Here is a 23,664-nt window from a genome sequence, read left to right on the forward strand (position 1 = left end):
CTATCAACCTGGTTGAACGTCGATAAAACGGCCACCGTCCTTGACGAGCTGTCTGAGCGTTTCACTCGGCGCGAAGCGCTCATCTTCCGCTCCCAGACGCTCCATGGTGGCAAGCACCGCCTCCGCCCCGACCATGTCTCCATAGAGCATGGGCCCGCCCTTGTCTGATGGCCAGCCATAGCCATTGAGCCAGACAATATCGATATCGGAAGCCCGCTGCGCTTTCTTCTCCTCAAGAATCTTGAGTCCTTCATTGATCATCGGATGAATACAGGTCGCGATTATGTCTTCTTGGCCAGGAGCCGATCCTGGTTCCACGCCAGTAATGTCCGCAATGATTTTTGCCGTCACCTCTGATGGAATCGGACGGCGGTTTTCATCGTAATCATAATAGCCCGCGCCGGTTTTCTGGCCACGCCGATCGAGTTCGCAAAGTGCGTCGCGGATTGGGTTTGCAGTCGCTGCACCCTTCTTCCAGCCGATATCCAGACCGGCAAGATCTGACATCTGATAGGGACCCATCCGAAACCCAAACGCATTCAGGGCCGCATCGACATCCCAGGGCATGGCCCCTTGGGCAACGAGCTTCTGCGCTTGTGCCTGGCGGGCAAACAGGATGCGGTTGCCCACAAAACCGGGACAGACACCGACGAGCACCGCGATCTTGTTAATCGTCCTGGCCAGATCCATGCAAGTCGCGATTACATCGTCTGCCGTGTGATCTGTTCGAACAATTTCCAGCAGCTTCATCACATTGGCTGGGGAGAAAAAATGCAGTCCGATAACGTCTTCCGGCCGTTTGGTGACGCTGCCGATCTCGTTGATATTCAATGCTGATGTGTTGGTCGCAAGGATCGCGCCCGGTTTCATGATGCGGTCCAGATCGGTGAATATTTTCTTCTTCAGATCCATGTCTTCAAAGACAGCCTCGATGACAAGGTCACAGTCTGCGAAGTCTTCCATATTCAGTGTGCCCGTCATGCACGCCATCCGCGCCTCGACTTCGTCTTGCGGAAACCGCCCCTTGTCTGCGCTGCGCTGATAATGGCCCCGTACTATACCGAGACCACGATCAAGAGCTTCCTGCTTTTGCTCAAGTATAAGTACCGGAATGCCCACAGTGGCAAAGTTCATTGAAATACCACCGCCCATCGTCCCGGCGCCAATGACACCGACTTTCTGGATCTTACGACGCTCGGTATCAGCGGGCACATCAGGCACGATCCAGGCATCACGCCCCGCATTGGCGATGTAGTCGGACACTTGTTCTGGTGTAATCGAAACAGCAGGCATTGATTTGTCTTTCACTTGATGAACTCGGACGCGACGGCGAGTATTTCGCGAGTTGCTTCGCTCTAACCTACTATCTGATCATCATATTGTGGAGACCTGAATGAACCCGACTGCCGAACCGTCGGCATTCCCAGAACCTGTCGCGCTGGTTCACCCAGGATGTTTGCCCTCCACTTTTCCGATCAGCTTGTGTCGCACGGCGCAATCAGACCAAATCGAACCTGTATCGACTATTGAGGACAGTCACCACATTTGGCTGAATTAAAAATCTTTCCGTACCCCGATCGATAGAAAGTACCCCCGCTCCTCACTCGTGCTCAGCGTGTTTGCGCTGTCGGAATAGACTCCGCCACCTTCAAATTCGAATTGCAGCATGCGTTTCGGACTCCACGTTGCCGCGAGTGATCCTCGTCCAGACGTTCGGGAGAATGTGCCGTCTGAGCTGTTACGATCGTCAATTCGGAGGCGAGGACTGATACGAAGTGAGCGCGTTACTGGCAGTCTGCCATTGAATTGGTAAGACACTTGGGTCGCTGTTGCTAGATCCGCATATCTCACGCCGAAAATGGCGATTGCTCCCTGCTTAAAGACATCGGATGCAACCAGCTGAGTAGAATAATAGACCTCTGTTCCAGTCGGTGGCTGGGCCTCGACACCGGCTGAGGTCTTGGTGCCGGATACATTTGAAGCAATGACGTCAAAATTGATCTGGAGTTTTTTGGTCAATGGCCGTGCTAGACTGACATAAGCTGAGCGGGAATAGGCGGTACGGTCTTCGGCAATCTGGTAGATTTCGTCCTCTGTGTAGGTATCCAGCAGCTGGTTCGGGTCGGTGACCATCTGCCCAAAGATTGCATTCTGCGTCGTCAGGAAAGGCGAGCGACGATAATCAACCGCTACCGTAACACTGGATTCGTCCTTGAATCTCAAAGTCCCATTCAACAATGCCAAATTCATTTGGCCATAATGCATGTCGTAATCGAAGACGCCGTAGGCGGTTCTATTACCCTGAAAATATCTGAACTCGAATCCCGCGGCCTGACGATCCTTCAGGTCGCCATACGTTTGATCCAAAACGTAAACCGTGGTGTCCAGCACGTCTGGCACAATAGAGACGTCGAGGCTCGTAGCAAAGAATTGCCGATCATTTCCGATATAAACATCGCGCGATGACTGAACTGGAAATCCTGCAACTCCATTGATTTTAACCCTGTCATTGAGCTGCATCCCGCCATAAGCACCGTCGAAGCGACCGAACACGCCACCTGTGTTCCGGGTCTGACGTCCAAGCCTCAAAGACGCATCAAGCTTGCGATCAGACAGGTCCAAATAGAGAGAGCTAATTGAGGTATCGTCGCGGGGATCTGTGTTGAAATCATCTCGATACAGCCCGGAAAACCTAAAGGTCGCCTCATTCCTGTCCGTTCCAAGCGACAGGTTCAAATCTGCGCCGTAGAGCATCTCATTGAGATTGACCTGATTGGTCTCAATGGGGTCTGGATTAACTTCCGAACCACCCACGACGGGAGAATCCTGGAAAAGGAATCCGGATTCATCGCGCTGATACAGAGCCGACAAACTGCCTGTTACTGACGAATGAATCTTCGGCTCTTCCCGGATTGTGCCGTCGGCCGCCACCACACTTCCGGGTGCTGCTTCTCCTGTAACAAGGACCGCAAGTCGTTGACGTACACGCTCAGCTGCCGGATCATTTGGGTACTTCTGAAGAAAAGCCTCATACTCCGCTTTGGCGTGAGCTAGCTGACCCGCCTTCTCCCTCGCCAGACCCAGGAGTTCCTGAGCTGCGGGAGACGCGGAATTCTCAGGCATGCGCTGGATCGAGCTGGTGAGCCGGACTACTTCTGGATAATCTTCTTCTGAATACTTCTGGCGCGCTTCCTTGAGTAAATTTTCCGCTTGGGGATCGAGAGGCAATTGAGGCGCAGCAGAAACCTGTCCGCCACTCAAAATCGCGCGCGCAGCTGTCCATGCCCTATAAACAAAATCGCGTTCTCGGCGATCCAAACGCACAATCCAAGCATCCGGATATTCAGATGACAGCGTCGCAAGAACGGCCTCTGCATCAGCGCGTGTACCGAATGCCCCCAAACGCAAGCGCGCCCATGTCGCGCCATTCTCTTCAGCCACGTAGGTATATCCAACGTAATCCGAAAACGCGCCGACTCGTTTGACCTCAGCCGGATCCAGCTTGTCTCCGCGCGTGGATGCTAAATTGATGGCGTAGAATCCATTCGTGTCAAAAGTTTCCGGGACAACTTGCGTCACAGAAAGGATAGATCTTGCCAGCGCGACCTGATCAGCACCCGTCGGCCCCTGCCCAACTTCAGCACTGCAACCGCTGGCGCCCGCTCCAGAGACGAGAATGACTATTTTTGTAACATCATTGTCCGATTCAACTGTCCAGTTGACTTCATGGTCGAACTGAAGGGTCAGAGTCGGCCCAGAGGGATCAAAAAGGTCGTATGTAACCTGTTGAATACCGGCTATGTCGCTTGACGGTGGGCGAGCGCTTTCAGAGCCATCCTGGGATCCGAGCGTGAACCGGTTGAAGTTGAGGGGCTGAACGGAAATCCTGAGATCCTGTCCGCCGGATTCTGGAAAGTGGGATTGATACTGGACCGGAACGTTGAACTGGACAGTTACTGTTGCACAATCACCATGCTCATTTGCCTGGACTCTCGAAAGATACCGGTCCTGAACCACCTGGGCATACGCTTGGTTGGCGCCCTGGAGTGAAATAGCGGCAGCGCTTGATAAAAGCGCAGCCCGGGCAACAACGCCAAAACGGAATGATGTGGACATTCTCTACTCCTCAAATAGTGGGATTTCTCAGCCCACCGATGACCGTCTGGTCGTAACGATTCTGATCTTGGCGACCCATAGCTTCATCCGCCTCTACTTGTCCCAGCTCGAGTCTGAGACGCGGTGATGTGAACTTTCATGGCAGGCGCCGGTGCAATCTCGCAATTCTCCGACAGTGTAGAATCCGGCCCCACTACGTTCGTGCTTTTCTGGCCGGAAGTCATTTGCATGGCAGGCCGCGCAATCAGGTTGGTATGCCGGCGAGGGCCAAGGCACTTGCTGTGCATTCGTTTTGTGGCAGTCAACGCAATCAAGGTTCGCCCTGTGATCACCGGGATAACCAGCACTGCTGTGAGAGAACCGGATCGTGGTCCAATTCGTTGTGTTATGGCACTCGTCACATTGCAATGTTGTCTGGAAATGAGTTGCAGGCTTGCCGGTCGCGGAGGTGCCATTGTGACAGCTTGAACAGGAGCCCGTTACGCTGTCATGATTGAAGCTTGCCGGGACCCAAGCAAGCGTTGAGTGACAGTCATCACATTGACCATTGGTTGCGATATGAAAGGCTGGCTTACCCGTCGCTGTCGTCCCGTTATGACAAGAATTGCATGTTCCGATCACCGCATTGTGGTCTACACGAACGGTCGTCCATGATGTTGTCAAATGGCAATCATCACAGGTCGAGGTGGAAGCTATGTGCGTCGGCGGCTTGCCCATTGCGCTCGTCCCATTGTGACAGGACGCACACGACCCCGTCACGCTGGCATGATCAAAACGGACATTCGTCCACGATGTCGTGACATGGCAGTCGTCGCACGCACCGCTCGTCGCGATGTGCGTCGGCGGTTTGCCCGTCGCGCTTGTCCCGTTGTGGCAGGTGGCACACGATCCCGTCACCGAGTTGTGGTCAAAACGAACATTCGCCCAGGACGTCGTGACATGGCAGTCGTCGCACGCGCCGCTCGTCGCGATGTGCGTCGGCGGCTTGCCCGTCGCACTGGTCCCATTGTGGCAGGTGGCACACGATCCCGTCACCGAGTTGTGGTCAAATCGAACATTCGTCCACGATGTCGTCACATGGCAGTCGTCGCACGCGCCGCTCGTCGCGATGTGCGTCGGCGGCTTGCCCGTTGCACTGGTCCCATTGTGGCAGGCGGCACACGATCCCGTCACCGAGTTGTGGTCAAATCGAACATTCGTCCAGGACGACGTAACATGGCAATCGTCGCAGGCGCCGGATGTCGGAATGTGTGTCGGCGGCTTGCCCGTCGCGCTTGTGCCATTGTGACAGGACGCACAAGAACCCGTCACCGAGTTGTGGTCAAAACGAACATTCGTCCAGGACGACGTGACATGGCAATCGTCGCAGGCGCCGGATGTCGGGATGTGTGTCGGCGGCTTGCCCGTCGCACTCGTCCCATTGTGGCAGGAGGCACAAGAACCCGTCACCGAGTTGTGGTCAAAACGAACATTCGTCCAGGACGTCGTGACATGGCAGTCGTCACACGCGCCGGTTGTCGGAATATGTGTCGGCGGCTTGCCCGTCGCGGTGGAGCCATTGTGGCAAGAGGCGCATGAGCCAGTAACCGTACTATGGTCAAAGCGCGTCGACAGCCAGGTCGATGTATTGTGGCAGGAATCACAACCTGACGTGGTCCGAATGTGAGTTACCGGCTTGCCGGTTGCCATGGTGCCATTGTGGCAGGAAGCACACGAGCCTGATACGGCCATATGGTCAAAACGGATCGCAGTCCATCCGGATACGGAGTGGCACTGGTCGCACTCACCCGACACTCTTATATGGTCCATGGGCTTTCCAGTGCCGCGGACATTGTCGTGACAGGTGGCGCACTGTGTCGGTGTCGCCTTGAACTCACCGCGAATGTGACAGGATTCGCAGGCGACCCCTTTGTGTCGCCCTTCCAGAGCGAAGCCTGTCGACAAATGGTCAAAAGATGCGTCGGGTTCTGACGGGGCAGCAGACGCAGAAACCCAAAAGCCGGCGCAGCAAATTAATGCAATCGCCAACAGGAATCTCAGTCTGGCCCACTTCCGTAGGATTTCCACGCGCGTCCTCCCTCGACCATTGACGTCACACGCACGGGACCACCTCACCCCGAATTTCCAATTGCGTGTCTTTTTTTTAATCTTCACATTCGCGTGATTTCAAACTGCCAGAATCGTTCTCCAGAGACCAACATCGAATTATTAAATTTCGCACAGTTAGCGCGCATAAACCATTGTTGTAGATGAGAATAATACGCAATCACATGCGCACAAGGCATCCGTGATTATGTACTGTTAGCGAACAATATCCACCGCCCAGAATGCTTCGGTATTGTGGCATCTTTCGCAAGATGTCCCGAACGCACCCCTGTGTTTGTCATCGGCAGAATGGCAGCTGACGCAACGGCTTGAGGCTTTGAATTTCCCATCAGAACGGGGGGAATGGCATGCACCACAAGGCACGGACGAATGTTTGCCAGTAAGTGGGAAAGAGGTTTGCGTACTGTGATCAAACACCCAGAAAGACCAACCTCCGGGATTGTGGCACGTGGCACACTCCTGCCCTAACCCGCCTTTATGAACATCATCCTGAGAATGACAATCATTGCAGGCCACGGGCGCATCAAGGAACGCCTTGGTCTGATGACAGGCCGCACAATCTACCGACGCATGCTTGCCCAGAAGAGGGAAATCCGTGAATTCATGATTGAAGTTCACTTTTTGAGTCCAGCTGTCGACATTGTGGCACTGGCCGCATCCATCCCCCAGTTGCCCCTTGTGAGGGTCTTCTTCTTGGTGACAGCTACCACACGACACTGAGGGCAGTGCAGTCGTCGTCGCAATCTTGTGGCAAGCCGCACACTCAATGGCATCGTGCGCCCCTACCAGGGCAAATCGCGTATCCTTGTCGTGATCAAACCGAACCTGAGCCCAGGACACCTCCTGGTGGCAATCCCCGCAGTCCGGGCCGAGAAGCCCCTTGTGCTCGTCATTTTCCCGGTGGCAATCGATGCATTCAGTCGGCGGAGTCCATGAGTGGATAGGCCGCGTATGGCATGCTTCACATTTCGTCGTTTCGTGCTTCCCCAGCAGCGGAAAGCCTGTGGAGGCATGATTAAAAGACACCTGATCCCACTTGTTCGTCGAGTGGCAGCTCGCGCAATCCGGCCCGTTCTGTGCCTTATGCACATCATCTGACTTGTGGCACCCAATACAGGTCTTCGGGGCTGGATCCGGCTTTCCGGGGCCATGGCAACTGGCACACTCAATCGTCGAATGTCGGCCCGTCAGCCTGAAGCCTGTTGTATCGTGATCGAATTTGATCCGGGACCAGCTGGAAGGACCGTGGCAGTCGGCGCAGGCAGTTCCAAAACGGCCAGCGTGCGGATCATCGGCCTTGTGGCAATCGATGCATTCCGTTCCGGTCCCTTCCCAGACCTGATTCACATGGCAAGCATCACACGTCACATCAGCATGGGCACCAAGCAGCGCGAAATTTGTGGTCGCGTGATCGAAGCTCACGCGCTCCCAGCGCTCGGGTACATGACAGGACGAGCAGTCCGTTCCTAAACGCCCGAAATGTGGATCGTCTTCCTTATGGCATGCAATGCATGTCTGCGGCGCTTTCGCATAGGACACGCCACTCGCATGACAGTCGGCGCAAGCAACGGAGGCATGCTTTCCTTCCAGCCGGTAGTCCGTGAAAGTGTGATCAAACTCAGACGCATTCAGACCGACGATGTCGGCCGCGCGCCCTTCATGCTCAGTGTGGCAGGTCTTGCATTCCGCTTCACCAACGTCCGGAAATTTTCCATGGAAGCCCGAACCGGCAAGAATATCGGCGTCGATATCCTCGTGACAATCCCGGCAGAGACCGGACTGGGCCTTCTTGTTGAAGGATGTATGGCACGAAGAACATTCTTTCTCTTGTTCGATATGGGCATCCGAGAGCTTCCCCGGCGAAACAAGCCGCTCAATTGCGCTCTGCGCCATTGCCCGAGGGCCACTTCCAACCACGCCGATCAAATAGATCGCCGCGATCAACACGAACCATCTAGTACTGATGAACGGCGAAGACATGGATGGCAGCGGCAATCAGCATGAGAAAGAAAAGCGGAAGGTGCACGACGTGCCAAAGAGAAAACAGCCGCTCGAAAGCTCCGAGCTGGGAGGCTTCGCGCAGTGTCTCGCAATATTTACGGACCAGACGAAGCGCATCCTTGCGGGTTTGCCGCCTGGTGGACTTCACACCGCCCATCTCGCGCACGCCTCGCTTGATCGACCGCACCATTCTGGACTGAGCCTCCCCGATACGATGAGAATCAGAAAAAGCTTGAAATACCGATGAAAAAAAGCCGGAGCGTGAAGTTCTTATGTGGGCTTCGAGGTCTTCAGCGATTTCCACGGCTGTGGCAAAATGTTCGTTAAGCTGATCACGATAAGCACTTGCATCCGCCAGAAGACGACGGGCCTCCTGCTTGCGTCCGGTCACGCCGCGATGGATTCGAACATACAGAAACCGGCCGATAATCCCGCTGCCGGCGACTATCAGCATACATGTAAGCGCGACATTCGCATTTAAGGAACTCACCGAAAAACGGGCATGGTAGAGTATCAAAACCGGCGCGATCGCACCCAAGAACATGTGGATGCGAAACCAAGCCGGAACGGATCCGAAAACCCGCAGGACTGACACCCGCTTTCTCAATGGATACAACAGCAGCAGCCCGACACAGGACAGGCCTGTAATCCCCAGCCAATACCCCAGCCCAAACTCGGCCGACCAGGGCAGATCTTCTCGCCAATGCCACCCGCCAAAGAGGGCGCATGCGATCAGGATAGCAATTATCAGAGAAACGATCTCATTCGGACGCCCTGCTGGCTTCCGGCGAACGGCCAGACTGCTTTTGCCGCCAAGAGCAAGGCCACTTTCAGCCATAGGTATCCCCTGAATTGCAAGCACATAAGGTGCATCCAAACGCAAAGACGTCACCGCACCACAATAACCTCAACACCCGTTCTTTTGTCGGGAGACTAATGAAAAGATTTTAATTTTGCCAATCAGCTCAATGATTTCTAACGTCAATCAACTAAAGACGATAAGCTGTTTCGGAATACGCCCATGATCGGTGAAATCGGTCTCTTCTGCTTGATCCTCGCGCTGACGGCGGCTGTGGTTCAGTCCACCGTACCGATGTGGGGGGCATATGCGCGAAACTCCCGCATGATGTCTGTCGGGGATAGTGCGGCGGTTGTGCAATTCCTGCTGCTGGCGGTTGCGTTTGGTTGCCTTATTGCAGCGTTTGCGTCCTCTGACTTTTCGCTGCGGATCGTCGCCGCAAACTCACACACGCTGAAACCCTTGTTCTACAAGGTAACCGCAGCCTGGGGACAACATGAAGGCTCCATGCTTTTATGGGTGCTGGTCCTTGCGGCATTTGGCGGCGCCGTTGCTGTTTTCGGCACCAACCTGCCCGCAACGCTCAAAGCTCGGACGCTGGCGATTCAGGGCATGATCGGTGTCGCCTTCCTGGCGTTTATCATCTTCACGTCAAATCCATTTGCGCGGCTCTTTCCGGCACCCTTTGAAGGTAACGGTTTCAACCCCCTTCTGCAGGATCCCGGCCTCGCCTTTCACCCACCCATGCTTTATTTCGGCTATGTCGGTTTCTCCATAGCGTACTCATTTTCGGTTGCAGCCCTGATTGAGGGGCGCGTCGATGCGGCCTGGGCCCGATGGGTTCGCCCCTGGGTCCTCGCTTCCTGGTGTTTCCTGACTGTCGGCATCACGGCAGGAAGCCTTTGGGCATATTATGAGCTTGGCTGGGGAGGCTGGTGGTTTTGGGACCCGGTTGAGAACGCCTCCTTCATGCCCTGGTTGATCGGCACTGCACTTTTGCATTCTGCTCTTGTCGTTGAACGTAGGCACGCTCTGGTGAACTGGACGCTTCTTCTGTCTATTCTCACATTCACGCTCAGCCTTATTGGAACATTCCTGGTTCGCTCCGGCGTGCTCACCAGTGTTCACGCCTTCGCCGTGGATCCCGCACGCGGCGTGTTTATTCTGGGCATGATCTTGTTGGCCTCGGGCGGCGCTCTGACGCTATATGCACTGAGGGCCAGCGTTGTGAAGCAAGGTCCTCCTTTCGCCGGGGTCAGCCGGGAGGGGGGCATTCTCGCAAACAATCTGCTCCTGCTCTGCGCTACAGCCGTCGTCTTTCTTGGCACATTCTATCCGCTTTTGATCGACACGCTGACACACGACAAAATCACCGTTGGCCCACCCTATTTCAACATGACCTTTGCGCCCCTGATGATCCTGGTTGCGATGATCATGACCTTCGGACCATTTGTCCGCTGGCGCTCGGACAGCGCTAAAGCCGCGACAACATCGATTCGCCGCCCGGCGATAGCTGCCGCCCTCTTGGGCCTTGTCATTGGAACTGCCGGGAAAAGTGTCGTCGCGGGCCTGGGGTTCGGTTTTGCCTCACTTGTGATCTTTGGACTGATCGCTTGGGTTATCAAACGAACCCGTCTAGGCTTGGTTCCGCTGTCTCAGTCCCTTTACCTCGCTCGCGCGTTTCCCCGTGCAACATGGGGTTTTCTCGGTGCGCACCTCGGTTTTGCCCTGGTCATGATCGGTGTTGCAGGGACCACAAGCTGGAATAGCGAAACTGTCTCGGTCATGAGACCCGGCGATACGCTTTCTCTTTCCGGCTACGAACTAACGCTCTCAAGCAATACCATTACTCGCGGCCCAAACTATGAAGCCGAACAACTGACGTTCAATGTTGCACTCAACGGCCACCCCGATGGCGTGATCGAAACAGAGCGGCGCTACTATCCCGAACGCGATACATTCACCACAGAAGCAGGTATACGGCCCGGCCCCCTCGCCAATCTCTACGTCGCCTACAGCCAGTCTGAAAGTGGAGAGGGCTACACCGTACGTTTCAATCGGCATCCTTTCGTCATCTGGATCTGGATCGGTGGTTTCGTGATCGCAGGAGGGGGCTTTGTCTCACTCACAGACCGCCGGTTCCGTGTCGCCGCGCCTCACAAAACGGTTCGCTCGGCTCGTCGAGCACATGCGGAGGGCGTGTAAATTTCAAATACTGAAACAACAAAACGAGCGAGAGGCCTGCCGCGTTGGTTTGCCGTAATCCCGGTGGGCGTATTAGCCATCATCACAGGTTTCTTTGCCATTGGCCTGACGCGGGATCCGCATGCGCTGCCCACGATGATGATCGACCGCCCGATGCCTGATTTTAAACTCGAACCGCTCGGCGACGAGATACCTCTGCTTACTTTCAGTGACGTGAAGGGAGAGGTGACTCTGGTGAACGTCTTCGGCTCGTGGTGCGTTGCATGTGCAGCAGAACATTCTGAACTGATGAAAATTGGAAATAGCGGCGCCGTAACGTTATACGGCGTCGACTGGCGCGATACTGCCTTTGAAGGAAGACAATGGCTCGAACAATATGGAAACCCATATTCAAAAGTAGGATTGGACGCAGATAGCCGCCTTGCGATCAATCTGGGTGTGACAGGCGCTCCAGAGTCATTTCTGATCGATACGGAAGGACGTATACGGTACAAACATATTGGACCGATCACGCCGGAAGTCTGGCAAGAGACCTTTCTGCCTCTTATCCAAGAGATCGAGGGAGGCAAACAATGAGCCGCCTGTTTTTTCTGTTCTGCCTTATTGCCATTCAGACCCTTTCTCCAGCCAACGCCCAGGAGAAGACTGAGTCCGACTTCCCGCCCGCCATTGAAGCCGAAGCCCGAACAGTTGGAAAATCGCTCCGCTGCGTCGTTTGTCAGAACCAATCGATTGAAGATTCCAGCGCCCCTCTTGCAGCCGACATGCGTCAACTCGTGCGGGAACGTCTTGCTGCAGGCGACACGCCTGAAGAAGTTCGGGCATTCATGACCGACCGGTACGGCAACTTCGTTCTAATGAAGCCCCCCTTTCAACCGGACACCTTCATCTTATGGGGAGCACCCTTTGCCTTCGTGTTGATCGCCGCGCTTTGCTGGCGACTCTACCTGCGCCCAGGCGAACGAATTCTGGATACGCCCGATCCGCTGTCAGATGAAGAAGCCGCCCGACTGCGGGCCCGTCTCCAAGAACCTGGAGATATCTGATATGCTCTGGATACTTCTTACTGTCCTGATGGTATCAGCAGCCTTGCTGGTCATCCGTCCGATCTATCTGCCTGGCACGGCAACGGCTGGTTCCGAGGACGCAGTCTATCTTTCACAATTGAAAGAAGTGGAACGGGAGGAATCTCTTGGGCTCACACCACCGGAAGATGTGCAACTCGCCCGACTGGAAATCAAACGGCGCCTGGCAAATGCGGCTGTCGAACAAATACAACACAAGGAACCTGATATGCGGCGATCCGATCAAATCACTCTCGTCGGTATCGTCGCCGTAATGGTGCTAGGGTCCGGCATCCTCTACGCGAACGTCGGATCGCCCGGCGTTCCGGCGAGCCGGCAAAGCCCCTCCAGCGCAATGGCCGCCCCCCCGCTTGCGAGTGTGCCCCAGAAGTCCGCAATGACACCGGATAACCCGAATGGAGTTGCTCCAGTCGACCAATTGCTGGCGCGTCTCGAAGACAGACTTTCGCTTAATCCTGATGATGTAGAAGGCTGGCGGATGTTGGGCTGGAGCCGCTTCAGAATGGGTGACGTCGAAGGTGCACGCCAAGCCTACAAGAAAGCCATAGACCTCGACGCAAGCGATGCGAATACGCTTTCTGCCTATGGAGAAGCCTTGATCCGCCTTGATGGAGGACGCATTTCAGACGAAGCTGCGGATACCCTGCAGAAGGCATTGGCACTAAGTCCGACTGACCCCAGGGCGCGTTTCCTGTTGGGACTCAAAAAAGAACAAGACGGCGCTCCCGAAGCTGCTCTGGAGGATTGGATTGACCTTCTCGCATCTTCGTCCCCCGGAGATGAATGGCGAGATGACGTGCGCAGCCGCATTCTGGAGCTCGCTGACAAGCTAGGTACGGATGTCACGGCACGTTTGCCAGCTGACGCCCCCGCCTCCGCACCCGGGCCGAGCGCGACCGACATCGCTGTCGCCTCGCAAATGCCGGAAGCCGAACGGCAGGCGATGATCGAAGGTATGGTTTCGCGACTGGACCAGAAAATGCAAGACAATCCCAAGGATCTCGAAGGCTGGATCCGCCTCATTCGCGCACGAAAACTTCTTGGACAAGCTGACTTGGCGCAGGACGCACTTTCGCGGGCGCAGAAAGCATTTGCGGCCGATGCAGACGCCATGCAGCAGTTGGACCAGGCCGCAAACGCGCCAGTAGTGGAATAAGCACCACGATGGACCTTCTGCCCTCACTGCTGGTGTATGGAATCCCATTCGTCTTGGCTGCAGGTTCCTACCTGTTCTTCAAACAGCGGGCGTCATCGCGGGCTGCCGCGATTTACCAGGAAGCGCGAGAAGCCGGCTTAACAGAGCCGACTTCCCTTCATCCGGTGATTGACCCTGCCTTATGCTGCGGATCAGCAGCCTGTGTTGCAGCCTGTCCGGAAGGCGATGTCATCGGCATCATACGAGGCAAGGCCCAGTTGATCGACCCAACGCTTTGTATCGGACATGGCGCCTGTGCAGCGGCCTGTCCCACCAAAGCGATCACGCTCGTATTCGGCACGAAGACACGCGGCGTGGAACTTCCTCTGGTTTCTCCCGATTTCGAAACCAGCGTACCCGGAATATTCGTCGCCGGGGAACTTGGGGGGATGGGATTAATCCGAAATGCTGTCAATCAAGGACAGCAGGCCGTAAACGCCATACACCGTTTGCGAGGGCAAGCATCTGGCGGAATGCTCGACCTTGTTATTGTAGGTGCCGGTCCTGCCGGACTGTCTGCGAGCCTCGCTGCGAAGTCGTTAGGAATGCGGTTCACAACAATTGAGCAGGAAAAAATGGGGGGCACCATTGCACACTACCCGCGTGGGAAAGTGGTTATGACAAAGCCGGCCATCCTGCCGATCGTGGGACCAACACGTTTTTCCGAGATATCCAAGGAAGGACTGTTGGAGTTCTGGTCTGACGCCATTTCCAAGGCAGACCTCAATATAGAATACGACCAGAACCTCGTGGCAATCCGTGAACAGAGCGGCGGGTTTCTGGTCGAAACGAGCAAAGTGACGATTGAAGCCCGGTCCGTTCTGCTGACCATCGGACGACGGGGCACGCCCCGCAAGCTCGATGTACCAGGCGAGCACTTGCCCAAGGTTGTCTACCGGCTGGAGACACCCGAACAATTTGCCGGAAAGGACATTCTTGTTGTTGGCGGAGGCGACAGCGCCCTGGAAGCCGCAGCTTCTCTCGTCGAAGAGACCAGCGCGCGGGTCCATCTGTCTTATCGTGGGGATGCATTTCAGCGCGCGCGACGAAAGAACCGCGAGCGCATTACATCGGCTGAGGAAAGCGGGCGCCTGAAAGTGTTGCTTCAGTCAAACCTGATAGAAATACAACCTGATACTGTAATACTTGATCAGAGCGGCGACCTCCATGAACTCACCAATGATGCCATCATCGTCTGCGCTGGCGGCGTTCTGCCCACTGGCCTCCTCCGGGATATGGGGGTGACTGTTGTTACGAAATACGGTGAGCCATAAACACAGTTTCCTTGTGCCATCCAGAAGCGTCACAAAAGGGCCAACACCCAGACCACCAACTGTGTGAGCGGAAACGTTCACGAAATTCACCTGCCAGGGTCAAACGATCGCTTTCTTCGTTTCATTTCCAATTGTCGGAATGCTTCCGGACCGCTTACCTGGCCAATTTGGAATTGATCTTGGTCTTGAGCGCCTCAAGCTCCCGCAAGCGGCCCTGATCAGCAACCGGACGATCCGGACGGGGTGGTGCCGCCTCTGCAATTATTACATATTTCAGTGCAGACTCGTAGTCACCCGTATGAACCAGAAAATCAGCCATGAAATAGTTTGTTTCAATTCCATCCGGATTCTGAACGAGCGCCTTGTTGAGAAATTCACGCGCCTTCTTCTTATTACCAAAGCCGATCGGGAATGGGGGAACTTGATAGTAGAGTGTACCAAGGCTGGAATAAATCGAGCCATCGCCTAGCGCATTCGGGTCAATCTCTTCTGCGGCGAGCAAAAGCTTTCGCGCCTTATTTACTTTTCCGAGCGCAGAGGGGCCACGGATCTCACCCGCTACTGACGATAGACTGATCGCCTCCCAAACCATGACTTCAGCATTTTTTGGATCCTGCTTTAGCGCCTCATCTGCCTGGTCTACCAGTTCGGAGAAGGCAGCCAATCGCTCTGAACGGTCGGTGACTTCAAACTGAATATGATCCCATGCGTGCTCGATTTCGCTTGCGGGTTGACTGATGTCAGCATAAGCCTGCACCGGAACCGCCATCGCGGCAGCGACTACAGCGCCTCTAGCCATGTGAATGTACGACATAATCGTGTCTCCTATTCGGCAAAAAGTTCGGATGCACGCCGATCATTCTTGGCAAGCGCAAAATCGACGAGGCCTGGAGCGATAGCGTTTATACGGACGAAGAGAGATTCCGGGAACCCAATATAGACTTCTCGATTGCGATGGCGGATCGCCTTGACGATCCTTCGTGCAACATATTCCGGATCATCCATGTTCATGTGCGTTCGTTTGGCGAACTCCATCACCTGAGCGGTATTGAGAGGCGTCCGCACGGCTCTCGGCGCGATGTAAACAACCTTTACGCCAGACCCTGCATATTCGCGGCGCAGGGCTTGACTAAGACCACGGAGCCCTGCTTTCGAACTTGAATACGTGGCAAAATGGGCAAAATTGATCGAGCCGAAGACCGAACCGATGTTGACGATACAACCATCGCCGCGCCAACGCATGCCATGACCGACCGACTGTGCAAGCATCGCAGGCGCAACCAGGTTCACCATATAGGTATTGACAAGATGATCCGGTGTTTGGCGCTCGAAAGGACCGAAATACTGAAGGCCCGCCAAGTTCACCAGAACGTCCCATTCGAGAGGGTCGACCTGGCGGACAACATCTGCAATCCCCTCTGCCGTCGATAAGTCTCCACGAATAAGGTTCGCCTCGAATGAAAGACTCTCTACGCGGTCGATTACCGTCACTTCTGCCTGGAGCTTGATCAGTCGCTTGCAAATCAGCGTTCCCAGACCACCACTGCCGCCCGTTACAAGTATCCTCTTGCCCTTAAGACGCATAAGCCGCTCCCGCTTCGTTATGAATGGAGGCGAAGACACCGGAGAACAGGCCAAACATGCGCTTGGCCATGTGCACGATCGCCGCTCGGTCTTCCAACACGGTAACTTCGTTCATGAGGTTTTCGAAGAACGCCATGTGTTCTATGTCGAGCGCGCCGTGAGACGTCAGATAACGGAAAGCTGCTGGGGGCAAACCGAGACTTGACTGAACGGATTTCGCGCCAATGTCCGCAAGTTGGACGCTAGTACCCTCCAGGACATATACCATGCCGAAAAAGCTCATTGGATTGCCGCGCTGAATCTGATCATACGCAAAGGCAACCATCAGCTCAGTCGCTTCATTGGGCTGCGAATGGCGCACCATTTCGGCATCGCCTCCAGCAGCCGCGATATCGTCGAGTATCCATTCCTCGTGGCCGGTCTCTTCTTCGATGTACTCATCTAGCGCCGTCCGGAACTGGTTATGCGCATCATCAAGACGCGCTTTGGCCGTGTTCATCAGGGGGACAGTATGGCTGACGTGATGATACGCCTGCGCCAGGTAATCGATATAAGCCTGCCGAGTGATGCGGCCATGAAGGGCGTCAACGATTTGCGGCGTCGATTGCAGCTTCATGGCTTCATCCCGAGTGGCGGCCCGGAGTTCATCAAAGAACTTCATGCTGTGATTTCTCCCACATTGATTGATGGTGGATAAGCTTCGGCGATGACGTCTCGGCGTGGCCGCCCATTTGCCGTAACCAACCCGGACTCGGGTGAGAGCGGAGCAATGAGCCGGAATGATTCAATTTTTGCGTAGGCGGGCAACCGGCCATTTGTACGATCGACCGCACGCTGCACCGCAGCCAAGTCGATGCCAGGTGCGCTCGGCGCCAGTAAAGCAAAGAGCGCGGCATCTCCGTCGCCTAACACAATAGCCTGGGCGAATTCTGGCTGTAAAAGCAACTCGCTCTCTATCCATTCAGGCGAGATATTGCGGCCGAAGGACGTGATTATGATATTCTTCTTCCGCCCCGTGATGGATAGGAAGCCGTCACTATCTATCTGACCCAAGTCACCCGTTTGGACACTGCCTTTGTGAGGCGCCTGCCCAACATATCCACAATATGCCGGCCCCTCGACTATCACTTCGCCATCTTTGGAGATGCTCACGCTGACATGAGACAATGGCTTCCCACACGTGCCCGGACGATCGACGCCCGGTGCATTTACCGAAACGACCGAGCCGCACTCGGTCAGACCGTATCCCTCATAGACGGGAAGCCCCGACGCCCGCGCGGCAACGACAAGTTCCGGTGCCACCTTCGACCCACCGACGGCGATGAGTTGCATATCCGGAAGCGAAACATTCGATCGACTGAGCAATCCACGCAGCAATTCCGGAACCAGAATTGTGCTGGATGCGCGCGCCTCAGACAGTGCGGTCCGCATAGCAGAAAAATCGGGCCGAAATGGATTTGACAATCCGATCGCATCTGCACCAACAATCCTGTAGTGCCCGCCTGCGAGCAATATCGGATATAGTCCAGCCACATTCTCCAACAGAACGCCAAGCGACAGTACGGGCACATGAATTCCCGCATATCCGCCGCCATATCGATCCACGATTGAGTTTGCCACATCCGACTGATGTTTAGCAGACAGGCAAACGCCTTTCGGCGTGCTCGTAGAACCAGATGTGTATGAAACTTTCGCTGTACCCGGATGGATGTGAACTTCGGTAGTTTCAAGCTTGCGAATCGAGATTCCGAATCCGAGTGCACCACCCACACTCAAATCCGATGCAGGCTCTATGATCCAACCCGCCCCAGAATCTTCAAGCAAGGCGGAAACTTGCTGGTCGGTGCAGAAGTCAGCAATTGGAATCGAAATACAACCAATCGCAGAGAGAGCCAGGTCAACCGCGACCCAAGCGCGACTGTTGGGCAATCTGATAGCTACAGGCCGAGGCGCACCTTCAATCTGACGACCCAATGCCTGCACCAGACTCGAGACGGCGCCCAAGAGGTCTACATAAGTCCAGATGCCGGCTTCGTCAGACACCGCAATTGCAGCAGTTTCTTGCCTGGCATGACTGGCGATGGCGTATAGAATTGCATTCATTACGCGGCTCCCTTCATTTCGTGAAGTTTCAGCGAGACGTGAGAATCGACCACACTGCCGAACACCACGTGAGGGTCAGTTGCGTAGTAGGAGCCCCAATGCGCATCTCCACCCTTCAGGCGCGACGGATCAGCTGCTGCAAGAAATCGATATTGAAACCCAGCATACTGAAAAATCCGTCGAAGTGGTCGGGTTGCAGTGGCAGCTACGTAGCGAAAGCCAAGCGTGTGAAGTTCCGCGCAAAGGAGTTTGAAGAAGAAACGGCACCGCCCCGTTTGATTGGATACCAGGTTTCCGACTTCCACGATTTGATCTCGGCTAACTGTTTCGTCGACACATCTCTGAATGACGTCCTCAATCGGACTATCAAGATAACTTTCGAGAAACAGAAGACCCGCAGAAGCTCTTCGAACTCCGGCCGCCGCGACTATGGCTCCGGTGTCATCGGCGTGAAAGCACACTTCTGGATAGTGATCTCTTAATACAGCCCCATACACATTCCCGTAGACGCCTTCGATCAAACTACGAACGGATTGGGCATCATTCGATGCGTCGTTTTCCAGTAGTCTGCTGAATGTCGCCACTTTGCTGATCCGTATGCTGCAGCCGCAAAGGCCTTCGCATCCGTGACGACGCCACCCTCGACCTGCCTCAGCCCCGCCATGGGATTATTTGTCTCGCTTGCTTCATGTGACGAAACTCTCTTCAACGTTCTGGAGACTATTTCCAAGAGGCCGGAATCTTGAACAAGCATCCGCATCCCCCCCCTGACAGCCTTGTTGGTACTTATATAAATTTGCGGGAAGCTTTGGTCAGGTTTTTAACGGCGCGAACCGGATCATCCGCAGAAGCTGAAGACATTGCTCAGGAGGTCTTCTTCAAGCTTCAGTCTGTCGATCCTGCGGACGTCCAGAACCCCACCGCGTTCCTTTACCGACTGGCTTCCAATCTTTTCATTGATCGACTTCGCTCGGCCCGCCGCCGCGAAGCACGGGACGATGCCTATGCCACGTCTCACACGGAGTTGTCAGGTGGAGACCTCCTGGCACAAACGCCAACTCCAGAACAGATTTTGGAATCCCGTCAGCGTCTGCAGCAATTGCTTGCCGCAGTGAGATCACTTCCCCCGCAGTGTCAGCGTGTATTCGTGCTGCACAAACTTGAGGGGCTTAGCTACGGGGAAGTGGCAGTCAAACTCGGAATTTCAAAAAGTGGCGTCGAAAAGCACATGATGTCTGCACTCAAACGCCTCGCGGAACACAGGGCATGATTTTCTCAAATTTTTGTCATGTTTGGGATGAGGCAAGGACCTGGCAACAGCGTCTTAACAACAGCTCCCTGCCGCAGGCGGGACGTACCAGGTAAAAATGGCATGACACAGTCAGATCAAACGGACATCGAACTCCAAGCCGCTGCCTGGTACGCGAGGCTGGCGTCAGATGATGCCTCGGAGAAGGACTATCTGCAGTTCGAACAATGGATCTCCGATCCCAAGCACCGCGCAGCATTTGATGCACTTCAACTGATGATGTTTGATGTTGAAGACAATGCCAACGCATTACGTGAAGCATTGGTGGAAAATGACCGTGCGCCGGGAAGTAGGTCAACGCCGAGACGGCCAGCCCGCAGAAGAGGCTGGAAAGTGAGCGGTGCCATCGCAGCTGTGGCGACGATGGCCGCAGCTTACGTTCTGATGTTCTATCAAGCCAGCGTCACACCCCCAATCGAAGGCATTGTCTACGCTGCTGCTCCTGACAAAACTCAGCGCATAACACTCGCAGACAACACCGAGATAACACTGAACCGCGGCACAGAGATTACGGTCTATTGGGGCGAGACCGAACGCCGGGTTGTTCTCAGCGAGGGTGAAGCTGCATTCAAAGTCCAGCACAATGAAAAGGCGCCGATGTCTGTGATCGTCGGTGCGGACGAAATTCGTGACGTGGGCACTGTGTTTAATGTACTCAAAGACAAATCACGGCTCACAGTAACCGTGGCCGAAGGCGAAGTTGCTGTTGTATCAGCGTCCAATTTCATCCAGCATGTGCAGTCGGATTTCCAATACGAAGTCGACCATAGCAGCCATGATGCCACCATTCAGCCTGTCAGGCCCGAGGACGCCATGGCCTGGCAACAAGGTCATCTTGTATACCGAGATGCGGTCCTGTCGGATATTATCCGCGACATTAACCGCTATAGCGATGTGCCCGTTCGCATTTCTGACGACAGCATAATGCACCTGACTTTCAGCGGCACCCTGAAGATTGCGCCAGCGAGTACGATGCTCCATACTTTGGAAAAATTCATGCCCGTTGAAGTGACAGAAACTGGCGGAGCACTGGTGGTCGGGAGCCGGAAATAGTCATCCACTTGCGTAGTCGGTTGGTTTCTGCAATCGCCGCAGCCTCTTTGGCTGCGGCGATTGCGCAATCCGTACAAGCTGAGGAACGCCATCAGCTGAATATCCCGGCGATGCAACTCGACGCAGCGCTGCTCGAGCTGGCCGAACAGACCGATATATCCATTGCCTTTGACTTTGACAGCGTTCAGAGCGTCACGTCAGATGCGATCAATGGCCAGTTCACTCCAGGAGAAGCTCTGGACATCATTCTTGCTGACACAAGTTTCAGGGCCATCCCGGTATCGCCGGGAGCCTGGAAAATCCAGCCTGCATCTCCAGCCGAAAAACCTGCTCGCGAGTGGCGGGCGCCACGTCCCATTCATTTCGTGCCAAAGCCCGACACATTTGCATCGATCCGATCTGACGAACTGGACAAAGTGATCGTAATATCGAAACGAACCGAGTCACTGGCCCAAATAGCGCGTTCAGCCGACATAATCAGCGCCAACCGGCTCCGAACACTCGATGCCGTTTCAACACGAGATGTCGCCGGGGAACTTGGAACAGTTCAGTTCAGCAATGTCGGCCCAGGCAGGAACAAGCCATACATCCGAGGCATTTCGGATGGCGCGCTGGCCGGTCGCGTGCAATCAACAACCGGTCTCTATTTCAAGGACATTCGGCTAACCTACGCAGCACCTGACCCGGACCTCCGCTTAACAGATGTCGATTCCATCAGTGTCCTGAGCGGGCCTCAGGGGGCACTGTACGGCGCCGGATCCATTGGCGGTATTATTCGCATACAACCCAACCCTGTTGACCTCGACGCGACCGGTTTCGAAATCGGGGCAGCAATCGAATCGACCGGCGACAAGTCCATTGGCTCCAGCATGGACTTTGTCGCGAACATTCCGATTGTAGAAAACAAGCTTGGTTTGAGATTTGTAGCTTACGATCAACAAACCGGCGGCTGGATCGATCATGAAGTCCCGAACATTGACGATGCCAATTCATCGCGTCGCGCTGGAGGACGCCTTTCCCTTAAATGGAAATTGAGCCAAGACACGACAATTGATCTTCAGGCAGTCTCGCAAGGCATTAAAGTAGAAGATTCCCAATATCTGATCCAGGACGGCGGAGAAACCTTCCGCCCGTCCGTATTGGAACCACATGACAACGACTTCAAACTTTTAAGCGCGAGCATTGAAACGCCGATCCCGCTCGGATCACTGATGTCAACCACTTCGCTTCTCTCTCATCGAATCTATAGCCGATACGATGCCACGGGCTTGTTCGCAGACCTCCTGCCTGACGCCTCTTCACCACGCCCGATCGATGAAGACGACAAGCTTTTCTACATCACAAACGAATCCCGATTGTCTTCACCGGCCAATGCGCGAATCCCATGGTTTGCCGGAGTATTTCTTTCACAAGGTCACACTGACAGAGATATCTACCTTCATGACGGCGCCATCGGCATCTGGAAAGATATTGCGTATGAAGAAGATCGCCGCGACAAAATTACAGAATATGCGGTATTTGGCGAAACCATCTGGAACCTAGGCGAACGGATCACACTTACAACAGGTGCCAGGGCGTTCGCCTATGACATAAAGGTGCAAGCAGACTCGGATGTACTGGCAAATGATGTAATGCAGGCATTTTCGGGTCACCTTTCCGAACAAGGTTTTGCGCCTGACGTGAGGCTCAAGTGGCAGGTAACGCCGCAGCTCATGACTTATATGTCGGCCGCTGAAGGATACCGGGGGCCCGGATTCAACACCGGGGGCTTTGCCGATCTGACCCCTCCAGGCCAAGCGCAACCGAACCGGATATTTAACGGCGACGAGTTGTGGACATACGAGCTTGGCGCAAGATTTATCACCCCGGATGCACACCTGACCCTAGCTGCGACCATTTTCCAGAACGATTGGAAAAACCTTCAGACTGATGAGCTTCTAGTCAACAATTTTGTCTTCACCGGAAATGCGGGGAGCAGCTCCGGCTATGGCGCGGAATTTCACATCGCTTTCGAACCTGACAGGCATTGGGCATTGCGCGCCCACGCAATACTGAACGAGCCGGAAGTCATCCATCCAAATCCAAACTTCCCGATCGACGCTGATGCGGTGCTGCCCGGCGCAACCGAATGGAGCAGTTCCTTTTCCGCGACGCGTAGAGCCCACATCACATTTTTCGACCGCTCTGGAGATTTGACGCTTGCACTTTCCGGAACCTTTACCGGACCGTCATCCCTCCTGTTCGGAGCCGGAACAAAGATCGCGTCACAATCGATACTGAACATGCACGCCAATTTTGAATTCGACACATGGCACTTTGGCGTCTATGCCGAAAACCTGCTTGATTCAGCAGACCCCACGTTCTCGAATGGCAACCCATACCAGATCCGTCATTGGGATATGACAACACCACTTCGTCCACGAACTATTGGTCTACGTGTTTCCAAATCACTCCCTTAGCGGCGTTGCAATTCCCGCCGAGCTAGCTAGCGACGGCAAATGAGTTCAACTAGCCGCAGCTTTTCTGTCGGCATAACGTCGGAATATTGATTGTTGGATAGACCACTGATTGATTTCCGAGTCAAAGAGGACGCGGAACCCGACATGATGCATGCTCGCTGGCTCTTGTATGTGATGGATGAAAACTGACTCATGAAGCGATCTGGAATCCCTTTGCTCAAGCACCCAAGGTTTAAAAAGATCCACAGCTGACATTGACGGGCATTTCACCGGATTTCACGAACTCGCTGGTTGCGCCCAACTAATACTCAACTTACGGACGTTTTACTTTTATCACAGGTTGGATGCCCTCAGGGGGGGGGGGGGGGCGGCACA

18 protein-coding genes are annotated in these 23,664 nt (G+C 54.7%); 9 read left to right on the top strand and 9 right to left on the bottom strand.

Annotated features, from left to right (window positions below):
- Positions 1-3: 3 nt before the first annotated feature.
- Both R3C98_RS15960 and R3C98_RS15965 read right to left on the bottom strand, forming a co-directional pair.
- Entirely contained in the window at positions 4-1,308 is a 1,305-nt protein-coding gene (locus R3C98_RS15960; RefSeq protein WP_371315064.1) for a 3-hydroxyacyl-CoA dehydrogenase NAD-binding domain-containing protein, read from the bottom strand.
- Positions 1,309-1,554: 246 nt separating this feature from the next.
- Positions 1,555-4,116 (bottom strand): SPOR domain-containing protein, encoded by a 2,562-nt coding sequence (locus R3C98_RS15965; protein ID WP_371315065.1) that lies wholly within the window; start codon positions 4,114-4,116, stop codon positions 1,555-1,557.
- Positions 4,117-4,912: 796 nt separating this feature from the next.
- Here R3C98_RS15965 and R3C98_RS15970 point away from each other — a divergent pair.
- On the top strand, positions 4,913-5,404 hold the full coding sequence (locus R3C98_RS15970) for a hypothetical protein (RefSeq protein ID WP_371315066.1): 492 nt from the start codon (positions 4,913-4,915) through the stop codon (positions 5,402-5,404).
- 1,013 nt (positions 5,405-6,417) lie between these two features.
- On the opposite strand, the gene R3C98_RS15975 is transcribed toward R3C98_RS15970, so the two are convergent.
- Together R3C98_RS15975 and R3C98_RS15980 are read right to left on the bottom strand one after the other, a co-directional pair.
- Positions 6,418-8,202: a cytochrome C gene (locus tag R3C98_RS15975; protein ID WP_371315067.1), complete on the bottom strand. Its 1,785-nt coding sequence runs from the start codon at positions 8,200-8,202 to the stop codon at positions 6,418-6,420.
- Positions 8,177-9,061, bottom strand: a complete 885-nt coding sequence (locus tag R3C98_RS15980) for a pyridine nucleotide-disulfide oxidoreductase (RefSeq protein ID WP_371315068.1) — start codon at positions 9,059-9,061, stop codon at positions 8,177-8,179. Before R3C98_RS15980 ends, R3C98_RS15975 begins: the two co-directional genes overlap by 26 nt.
- Before the next feature lie 183 nt (positions 9,062-9,244).
- On the opposite strand from R3C98_RS15980, the gene R3C98_RS15985 reads away from it, so the two are divergent.
- The 5 genes from R3C98_RS15985 to R3C98_RS16005 all read left to right on the top strand — a co-directional run bounded on the left by R3C98_RS15985 (position 9,245) and on the right by R3C98_RS16005 (position 14,781).
- Complete coding sequence (locus tag R3C98_RS15985; protein WP_371315069.1) at positions 9,245-11,227, top strand: heme lyase CcmF/NrfE family subunit; 1,983 nt, start codon at positions 9,245-9,247, stop codon at positions 11,225-11,227.
- Positions 11,228-11,290: 63 nt separating this feature from the next.
- Positions 11,291-11,803 carry a DsbE family thiol:disulfide interchange protein gene (locus R3C98_RS15990; RefSeq protein WP_371315070.1) on the top strand — a complete coding sequence of 171 codons (513 nt, stop codon included), beginning with the start codon at positions 11,291-11,293 and terminating at the stop codon, positions 11,801-11,803.
- Positions 11,800-12,273 carry a cytochrome c-type biogenesis protein CcmH gene (locus R3C98_RS15995; RefSeq protein ID WP_371315071.1) on the top strand — a complete coding sequence of 158 codons (474 nt, stop codon included), beginning with the start codon at positions 11,800-11,802 and terminating at the stop codon, positions 12,271-12,273. Before R3C98_RS15990 ends, R3C98_RS15995 begins: the two co-directional genes overlap by 4 nt.
- On the top strand, positions 12,221-13,468 hold the full coding sequence (ccmI, locus tag R3C98_RS16000) for a c-type cytochrome biogenesis protein CcmI (protein ID WP_371315072.1): 1,248 nt from the start codon (positions 12,221-12,223) through the stop codon (positions 13,466-13,468). Before R3C98_RS15995 ends, ccmI begins: the two co-directional genes overlap by 53 nt.
- An 8-nt stretch (positions 13,469-13,476) precedes the next feature.
- Positions 13,477-14,781 (top strand): NAD(P)-binding domain-containing protein, encoded by a 1,305-nt coding sequence (locus tag R3C98_RS16005; protein ID WP_371315073.1) that lies wholly within the window; start codon positions 13,477-13,479, stop codon positions 14,779-14,781.
- A gap of 154 nt (positions 14,782-14,935) precedes the next feature.
- Here R3C98_RS16005 and R3C98_RS16010 read toward each other — a convergent pair whose 3' ends face one another.
- Genes R3C98_RS16010 through R3C98_RS16030 form a run of 5 tightly spaced genes read right to left on the bottom strand, consistent with a single transcriptional unit; the run spans position 14,936 to position 19,052 of the window.
- Positions 14,936-15,595: a tetratricopeptide repeat protein gene (locus tag R3C98_RS16010; protein WP_371315074.1), complete on the bottom strand. Its 660-nt coding sequence runs from the start codon at positions 15,593-15,595 to the stop codon at positions 14,936-14,938.
- Between the two features lie 11 nt (positions 15,596-15,606).
- Positions 15,607-16,365 carry an SDR family NAD(P)-dependent oxidoreductase gene (locus tag R3C98_RS16015; protein ID WP_371315075.1) on the bottom strand — a complete coding sequence of 253 codons (759 nt, stop codon included), beginning with the start codon at positions 16,363-16,365 and terminating at the stop codon, positions 15,607-15,609.
- Positions 16,355-17,026, bottom strand: coding sequence for a TenA family transcriptional regulator (locus R3C98_RS16020; protein ID WP_371315076.1), 672 nt, complete (start codon positions 17,024-17,026; stop codon positions 16,355-16,357). The genes R3C98_RS16015 and R3C98_RS16020 overlap by 11 nt, the downstream gene beginning before the upstream one ends.
- A complete protein-coding gene (locus R3C98_RS16025) occupies positions 17,023-18,468 on the bottom strand; it encodes an AMP-binding protein (RefSeq protein ID WP_371315077.1) in 1,446 nt (481 codons plus the stop codon). Before R3C98_RS16025 ends, R3C98_RS16020 begins: the two co-directional genes overlap by 4 nt.
- Positions 18,468-19,052, bottom strand: a complete 585-nt coding sequence (locus tag R3C98_RS16030; protein ID WP_371315078.1) for a thermostable hemolysin — start codon at positions 19,050-19,052, stop codon at positions 18,468-18,470. Before R3C98_RS16030 ends, R3C98_RS16025 begins: the two co-directional genes overlap by 1 nt.
- Positions 19,053-19,210: 158 nt before the next feature.
- On the opposite strand from R3C98_RS16030, the gene R3C98_RS16035 reads away from it, so the two are divergent.
- From R3C98_RS16035 to R3C98_RS16045, 3 genes are all read left to right on the top strand, one after another.
- A complete protein-coding gene (locus tag R3C98_RS16035; protein ID WP_371315079.1) occupies positions 19,211-19,738 on the top strand; it encodes an RNA polymerase sigma factor in 528 nt (175 codons plus the stop codon).
- Between the two features lie 102 nt (positions 19,739-19,840).
- Complete coding sequence (locus R3C98_RS16040; RefSeq protein WP_371315080.1) at positions 19,841-20,830, top strand: FecR domain-containing protein; 990 nt, start codon at positions 19,841-19,843, stop codon at positions 20,828-20,830.
- Between the two features lie 8 nt (positions 20,831-20,838).
- Positions 20,839-23,289 carry a TonB-dependent receptor domain-containing protein gene (locus tag R3C98_RS16045; RefSeq protein ID WP_371315081.1) on the top strand — a complete coding sequence of 817 codons (2,451 nt, stop codon included), beginning with the start codon at positions 20,839-20,841 and terminating at the stop codon, positions 23,287-23,289.
- Positions 23,290-23,664: the final 375 nt, after the last annotated feature.

It is taken from the genome of Hyphomonas sp., assembly GCF_041398465.1.
Taxonomy (GTDB): Bacteria; Pseudomonadota; Alphaproteobacteria; order Caulobacterales; family Hyphomonadaceae; genus Hyphomonas.